The sequence below is a fragment of the Cytophaga sp. genome, from assembly GCF_051961495.1.
Lineage (GTDB): Bacteria > Bacteroidota > Bacteroidia > Cytophagales > Cytophagaceae > Cytophaga.
Genome location: NZ_JBQCDF010000108.1, coordinates 1 through 7,260, shown reverse-complemented (window position 1 = coordinate 7,260; position 7,260 = coordinate 1). Strand labels below are relative to the sequence as shown.

Sequence of the window (7,260 nt, the reverse complement as noted above, 5' to 3'; positions counted from 1 at the left end):
TTTGGTATCTACCTGTAACGTTTCATGCTCAATACCACCTTTAGTAAGAACGTATTCAATGATTGCAACATCGTCTGTTACATCTTCCAGCATCAAAACCTTGATTTTATCCTTTATGTCCATAGCCTGATCTATACACTGTGGATCAATTTATGTATTATAAGTACTTAAAAAGTAAGTCTACTTGAATAGTACAATAATTGATTTTTCACAGTTACATCGTAATAGTAAGAAAATTAAGTTAAGCCTAATAATACCACTATTGCAATAATCTTATGTTAAAAAAAACATTACAAAAGTGTGTATTAATTGAGTATTTGGAAATTTATTTTTAATAAATGTATATTTTTATAAAGTAAAATTATTCTATTGAACTACACGTAATTTTTTTATTTTTATAATATGAGACTCTCCTTGGATAATAAAATTTTAGGCGGATTAGGCGCTTGTACAATTGTTTTAATAATAGTAGGTTATATTTCCTATAAGAATAGTAAAAAGTTTCAGGAAACAGTCCGGTGGGTAGATCATACCCACACTGTTTTATACGGACTTGAACAGGTTTTGGTTACAGAAGCCGATGCAGAAACGTCCATGCGCGGATATGTAATTACCGGCAATAAAAATTTTTTAGAACCATATAACAAAGCGGTTGATAAAATTAACTCCAACCTGGATTATATCAAAGATCTTACTGCGGATAATGCGGTGCAGCAGAAAAGAGTTGCAATCATACATGATCTTGTAGAAGCACACATGATTCATCTGGATAGTTGTATCCGCCTCCGCAACCAGAGTTTTGAAAAAGCTCAGGAACTCATAGTAACTGAAAACGGCAAGCGAATCATGGACAAGATTCGTGCTAATATAGATGAAGCAAAGGCAGCAGAATTTAAATTGCTGGAGCAAAGAAAAGCTGCCAGCGATAGTGACGCACACAATTTTAACGTTGTTTACCTTACGCTGAAAGTTTGTATCATTCTTGTTCTGATAGCATCTTACCTTGTCGTAACCGCAAATTTAAATGCGTTGCGTAAGGCTGAAATTGAAACCTCCAATAAAAACTGGAGTCTTACAGGCAGCGGTGCGCTGGCACAGGCCATGCAGGGCAATATGCTTATTGCAGATTTGGGTCAGGCAGTGATTGATCATTTTGTAACGTACCTGAATGTGAATGTCGGGGCCTTTTATATTCTGGATAAAACGGGCAGTGCCTTTAAATTATCCAATGGACATGCACTGTCCAGAAAAAAAACAGCAATGTTGCCTGTTCGTTTAGGAGAAGGTTTGATCGGGCAGGCAGCTAAGGAAAAGAAAACATTGTTGCTTGAAAATATTCCTTCTGAAAATTTTATTATCGATTCCGGTTTGGGTGAAATCACCCCAACTCATATTTTAATTGTACCCATACTTTCTGAAGGAGTAGTATCCGGTGTTATTGAACTTGGCAGTATCAGACCTATTACTCAGAATCAAAAGGAATATGTAGAGCGTGTAATGGACAGCATATCGATTGCTATTGCTTCTTCACATGCCAGAGAAAAAGTTAGAGAACTTCTGGAAGAAACCCAGCGCCAGACAGAAGAGCTGGAAGCACAACAGGAAGAACTTAAACAATTCAATGAAGAGTTGCAGGTGAAAACCGAATTGCTTGAAAAATCTGAAGCTGATCTTCGTTCGCAGCAGGAAGAGTTACACCAGAGTAATGAAGAACTCGAAGAAAAGGCGAATTTACTGGAAGAACAGAAAGAGACGCTGGAAAATGCCAAGATGCAAATAGAAACAAAAGCGCATGAACTTGAACTCAATAGCAGATACAAATCAGAATTCCTGGCGAATATGTCGCATGAATTGCGTACGCCGCTGAACAGCATTCTAATTCTTTCACAATTACTGGCTGATAATAAAAACAAAACGTTAAGTGAGAAGGAGGTTGAATTTGCGAAGAACATCTGCAATTCAGGTTCTGATCTGCTTGAATTGATCAATGAAATTCTGGATCTTTCCAAAGTTGAATCCGGCAAGCTTGATCTTGAAATTGAAGATGTACCACTGAGTGACATCTGTTCACGTACACATGCCATGTTTGATGAAGTGGCTAAAAAGAAATCCATTAATTTCAGGATTGATTGCAACGATGAATTGCTGAAAACAACTATTCATTCTGACAGGCATAGGCTGGAACAGATCATTCGGAATCTGCTTTCCAACGCGTTTAAGTTTACAAGCAGTAAAGGTTCTGTTACTGTTGGTATACGTAAACCTGAACCTGCCACGGTTTTTAAAAATAAAGAATTAACGACTGAGAATAGTTTTGCATTCTCTGTCACAGATACCGGAATCGGTATACCATTTAACAAACAGCAGATCATTTTTGAAGCGTTTCAACAGGTTGATGGGTCAACCAAACGAAAATATGGTGGTACTGGATTAGGTTTGTCTATCAGCCGTGAGCTTGCTATTGCATTGGGCGGCGAGATTCAGGTGTCCAGTGAGGAAGGCAAAGGGAGTACGTTTACCTTATTTATTCCAGTAAAATATAATGAAGCAAATATTAAAAGGGAAGAACGCGTACCGGTCAGGCCACAGATCGAAATTATCAAAGATGAACTGAAGTCTACTGCAGCAGCTCCTGCAATGGAAGAATTGCAGGGGGGAGAAGAATTTGAAGAAGTAACTGATGATAGAAACAACATATCTGTTAACGATAAGGTAGTCTTGTTGATGGAAGATGATATTGTTTTTGCCAAGCTTATGCTGGACTTTTTAAGAGAACGGAATTATAAAGGTATCATTGCTACAAGAGGCAATACAGGTTTAAGCTATGCGCGGCAATATCGCCCTGATGCTATTATGCTGGATATGAAACTACCGGTAATGGATGGCGCTGAGGTATTAAAACAACTGAAGAATGATCCGGCGTTACGCCATATTCCGGTGCAGGTAATTTCCGGCTATGACAGAAAACGTGAAGGGCTTGAACTGGGGGCTTTTGATTATCTAAAAAAGCCTGTAACGAAAGAAGTCCTGTTGGCATCTTTTGACCGGATCGAAGAGTTTGCACGGAAGAAGTTAAAGAAGTTATTGATCATTGAAGATAATGAAACACAGAACACGGCAATCCGTGAGTTGATTGGTAATGGCGACGTAAAAAGCTATTCAGCTTACACCGGTCATGAAGCATATGAAATGCTTTTGAAAGATAACTATGATTGCATTATTGTTGATCTTGGCTTGCCCGATATGTCAGGTTTTGATCTCATTGAAAAAATAAAGGAAAATCCGCAGATAAAAAGCATTCCGATTATTGTTTATACCGGGAGAGACCTCACTACGGAAGAGAAAAATATTCTGAACAGATTGGCCAGCGCTGTGGTATTGAAGACTGCAAATTCTCAGGAAAGACTTTTAGATGAAACCACATTATTTTTACATCGCGTGGAGTCAAAGCTACCTAAAGAAAAACAAAGCATTATCCGCAGGCTTCATAAAACGGAAGAGATCCTGAAGTTTAAGAAAGTATTGGTTGTTGATGACGATATACGCAACGTGTATTCGTTGACGAACGCCCTGGAAGAGCAGGAAATGACTTGTTTTATTGCAGAAAACGGAAAAATAGCGTTGAAGGTATTGGATGAAAATCCAACGGTTGATATTATTCTAATGGACATTATGATGCCGGAGATGGATGGTTATGAAGCAACAAAGGCCATCCGCAGCATGCAGAAATATGATAAAGTACCGATTATTGCAATTACCGCGAAAGCAATGAAAGGCGACCGGGAGAAATGTCTTTCCGTGGGTATGTCTGATTATATTTCGAAGCCAATCAATATTGAGCAGCTTCTATCACTCATGCGCGTATGGCTGTATAATTAATTGACTGCTGTATTGGTTTTAATCTTTAAGCTATGGATTTTTCATCAGCACCAAATACTTTTCAATATTCTCAGGAGGAACTGCGATCTTTTTTAGACGCAATAAAGTTCATGTATGGTTATGATTTTACCGATTATGCAGAGGCGTCTGTTAAAAGGAGAATCATGAACTTCATGAATGTACATAAGATACCTTCGTTACAGGATCTGAGCAGAATTTTATTAAAGGATGAAACCGTATTTGAAACATTTATTCAGGAATTATCCGTTACGGTTACAGAAATGTTTCGTGATCCTGCTTTTTATAAATCTTTGCGTCAAAATGTAATGAAGCGTTTGGCTACCTATCCGATCATTAAAATCTGGATCGCAGGTTGTGCAACCGGTGAAGAAGTTTATTCCATTGCTATTGTATTAAAGGAAGAAGGCCTTTTGGAGCGTTCAATTATTTATGCTACCGATATTAACCAGAAGTCGATTCAGATTGCTAAAGAAGGGCTGTATGGCGTTGATAACATGAAGGCTTATACTTCGAACTATAACAACGCTGGCGGTAAACACTCCTTGTCTGAATACTATATTTCCAAATACAATTCAGTGATGTTTGATAAATCACTTAAGCAGAATATTGTTTTTTCACCCCACAACCTAACCGTTGATAAATCCTTTAATGAGTTCCAGCTTATTGTTTGCAGAAACGTATTGATTTATTTCAATCAGCAGCTGCAGAATAAAGTGATTAATCTGTTTCATGACAGTCTTTGTTCTTTTGGTTTTTTGGCGTTGGGTAGTAAAGAATCTCTTTTGTTTGCAGATAAAAAATCAAGTTTTGAAGATGTAGATAGAAAGGAACGTATTTTTATGAAAGTAAAATGAAAACAGAAGGGGATAACACCAGGAATTTTTCTGCTGTTGTTATTGGTGTATCAGCAGGAGGTTTACATGCACTTATTTATATATTAAGTAAGTTACCTAAGGAATATTCGCTGCCGGTGATTATTGTACAGCACAGGGGTAAAGACCATAAAGACCTTTTGGAAGATTTGCTGCAGACAAGATGCCTCCTCAAGGTCAAACAGGCAGATGAAAAAGAAAAAATTGAAGCCGGGTATGTATATACAGCACCGCCAAATTATCATTTGCTGATAGAACTGGATAAAACTTTTTCATTAACTTCAGATATATATGTAAAACATAGCCGGCCATCGATTGATTTACTGTTTACAACAGCGGCTGAAGTATATAAGGAGTTGTTGGTCGGGGTTATACTTACAGGTGCCAGCAGCGACGGGGCAGAAGGTATACTGGAGATCAAGCGGTCAGGAGGAGTGACACTTGCACAGGACCCGCTGACAGCGGAATATCCATACATGCCCCAGGCATCTATTAATACCGGAGCGGTAGATTTAATCGGAACATTAGAAGAAATTACATCTTATTTAATCAATATTCATGAAAGAAGGTAATGCAACCATTTTGATCATTGATGATATTTCAAGTAACATATTTGCGCTTGAAAATTTGCTGATGAAAGAAACACGTACATTTTTAAAGGCAACATCCGGCGATGAAGGGCTCAAGCTTGCATTGAGCAAACCTGTTGATCTGATCATTCTTGACGTGCAGATGCCGGAAATGGATGGTTTTGAAGTAGCCAATATGCTGAAGTCTAACAAAAGGACAAAGGATATTCCGATCCTATTTGCATCGGCAGAATTGAAGGAACAGAAAAACATGCTGAAGGGGCTTGAAGAAGGGGCTATTGATTATCTGTTCAAACCGCTTGATCCCGAGATTACAAAGGCCAAGGTAAACATGCTGCTCCGGCTTGAGTTGCAACGTAAAGAGCTGGTTGAAATTAATCATGCGCTGGAGAAATCTTCTATTCTTATTAATAATTGCCTGGATATTATCTGTACCCTTGATGCGGAAAATTTTAAGTTCGAAGAATTCAATGTGGCCATGACAAAGGTTTTGGGTTATCCGGCCGAAGAGATCGCTAACCAGTCCTTGCTTTATTTCCTGAATGATGAAGATAAGGCGTTGTTTGAAATGAATAAAAAGTCCAATCAGGATACCCTTTCATTTGAAACGAAGGTTATCTGTAAAGATCAGTCTTATAAATGGCTGCAATGGAACATTGTTGTCAAAAACGGGAAATGGTTTTCAAATGCCCGTGATATTACTGAACAAAAGAAAAAAGAAGATGAGATCATCCGTCTGAATGAAAATCTCCAGGAAAATATCCAGCAGCTTGAAGCAGTGAATAAAGAACTGGAATCTTTTTCATATTCTGTTTCTCATGACCTGCGTTCGCCATTGCGTGCTATTAGTAATTACTCGCAAATGATAGAAGACCGCTTTGCTGAAGGAATGGACGAGAAGTTTAATGGCTTGCTGGATAATATTAAGCGCAATGCTATTAAAATGGATTCATTGATTGACGACTTGCTTGCGTTTTCCCGATTAGGTAAAAAGGCTGTTCAGAAGCAACATATTAATATGAATGAACTTGTGCAATCTACCTACCAGGATATACAGACTTCTTATAAAAAGGCCACATTGGTTATTGAAGAACTGCCGGAAATAAGTGCTGATTATAATCTGCTGAAACAGGTATTTGTAAACCTGCTTTCAAATGCTGTTAAATATTCCAGTAAAGTAGAGTCTCCTCAAATACAGGTGGGCTCGTTTAAAGATGAAAAGAAAAAAGCAATCGTTTATTTTGTTAAGGATAACGGCGCCGGTTTTGATATGGAATATATGGATAAACTGTTTGGCGTGTTTCAACGCCTGCATAGCAGTAAAGATTTTGAAGGAACCGGCGTAGGGCTAGCTATTGTGAAAAGAATTGTAGAAAAACATGGCGGTTCAGTATGGGCAGAGTCAAAGGTAAATGCAGGGGCTACATTTTATTTCTCATTACCAGTTGAAGTTGCAAATAATAGTTAGTACATGTGTTTTTTGTAATTTTTTTGCAAATGTATGTAAATCATTCTGTTCAGGTTTTATCAACTTTGATTCAATTAATTTAAAACATCAACGTTATGAAACTAGGTATCAGTGAAGAAAACATTAAGAAGAGTGTAAACATGTTATCGATAGCTTTAGCAGATGAGATGACCTTGTATGTAAAAACAAGAAAGTTTCACTGGAATGTATCAGGACAGAGTTTTATGGAATTGCATAAATTGTTTGAAGCGCAGTATACACAGCTGGAAGAAATCATTGATGAGCTTGCCGAACGCATCAATAAACTTGGTTCAAAGACTATTGGTACCATGGAAGAATTCGGAAAAATTACCCGCATAAAAGAAGCTCCTGGAAAATATCCTGATCAAAAAGGAATGCTTACTGAATTACTTGCCGACCATGAAGCACT

General features: G+C 37.8%; 5 protein-coding genes. All 5 read left to right on the top strand.

Going from position 1 to position 7,260, the window contains the following annotated elements:
- The first annotated feature begins 402 nt into the window (after positions 1–402).
- A complete protein-coding gene (locus ACTHJT_RS05145) occupies positions 403–3,879 on the top strand; it encodes a response regulator (protein ID WP_440236838.1) in 3,477 nt (1,158 codons plus the stop codon).
- A 32-nt stretch (positions 3,880–3,911) separates the two neighbouring features.
- Positions 3,912–4,754 carry a CheR family methyltransferase gene (locus tag ACTHJT_RS05140; protein WP_440236837.1) on the top strand — a complete coding sequence of 281 codons (843 nt, stop codon included), beginning with the start codon at positions 3,912–3,914 and terminating at the stop codon, positions 4,752–4,754.
- Positions 4,751–5,344, top strand: coding sequence for a chemotaxis protein CheB (locus tag ACTHJT_RS05135; RefSeq protein WP_440236836.1), 594 nt, complete (start codon positions 4,751–4,753; stop codon positions 5,342–5,344). The genes ACTHJT_RS05140 and ACTHJT_RS05135 overlap by 4 nt, the downstream gene beginning before the upstream one ends.
- Positions 5,331–6,830: a sensor histidine kinase gene (locus ACTHJT_RS05130; protein ID WP_440236834.1), complete on the top strand. Its 1,500-nt coding sequence runs from the start codon at positions 5,331–5,333 to the stop codon at positions 6,828–6,830. Before ACTHJT_RS05135 ends, ACTHJT_RS05130 begins: the two co-directional genes overlap by 14 nt.
- Positions 6,831–6,925: 95 nt before the next feature.
- A partial coding sequence (locus tag ACTHJT_RS05125; RefSeq protein WP_440236832.1) for a Dps family protein occupies positions 6,926–7,260 on the top strand: 335 nt, incomplete at its 3' end.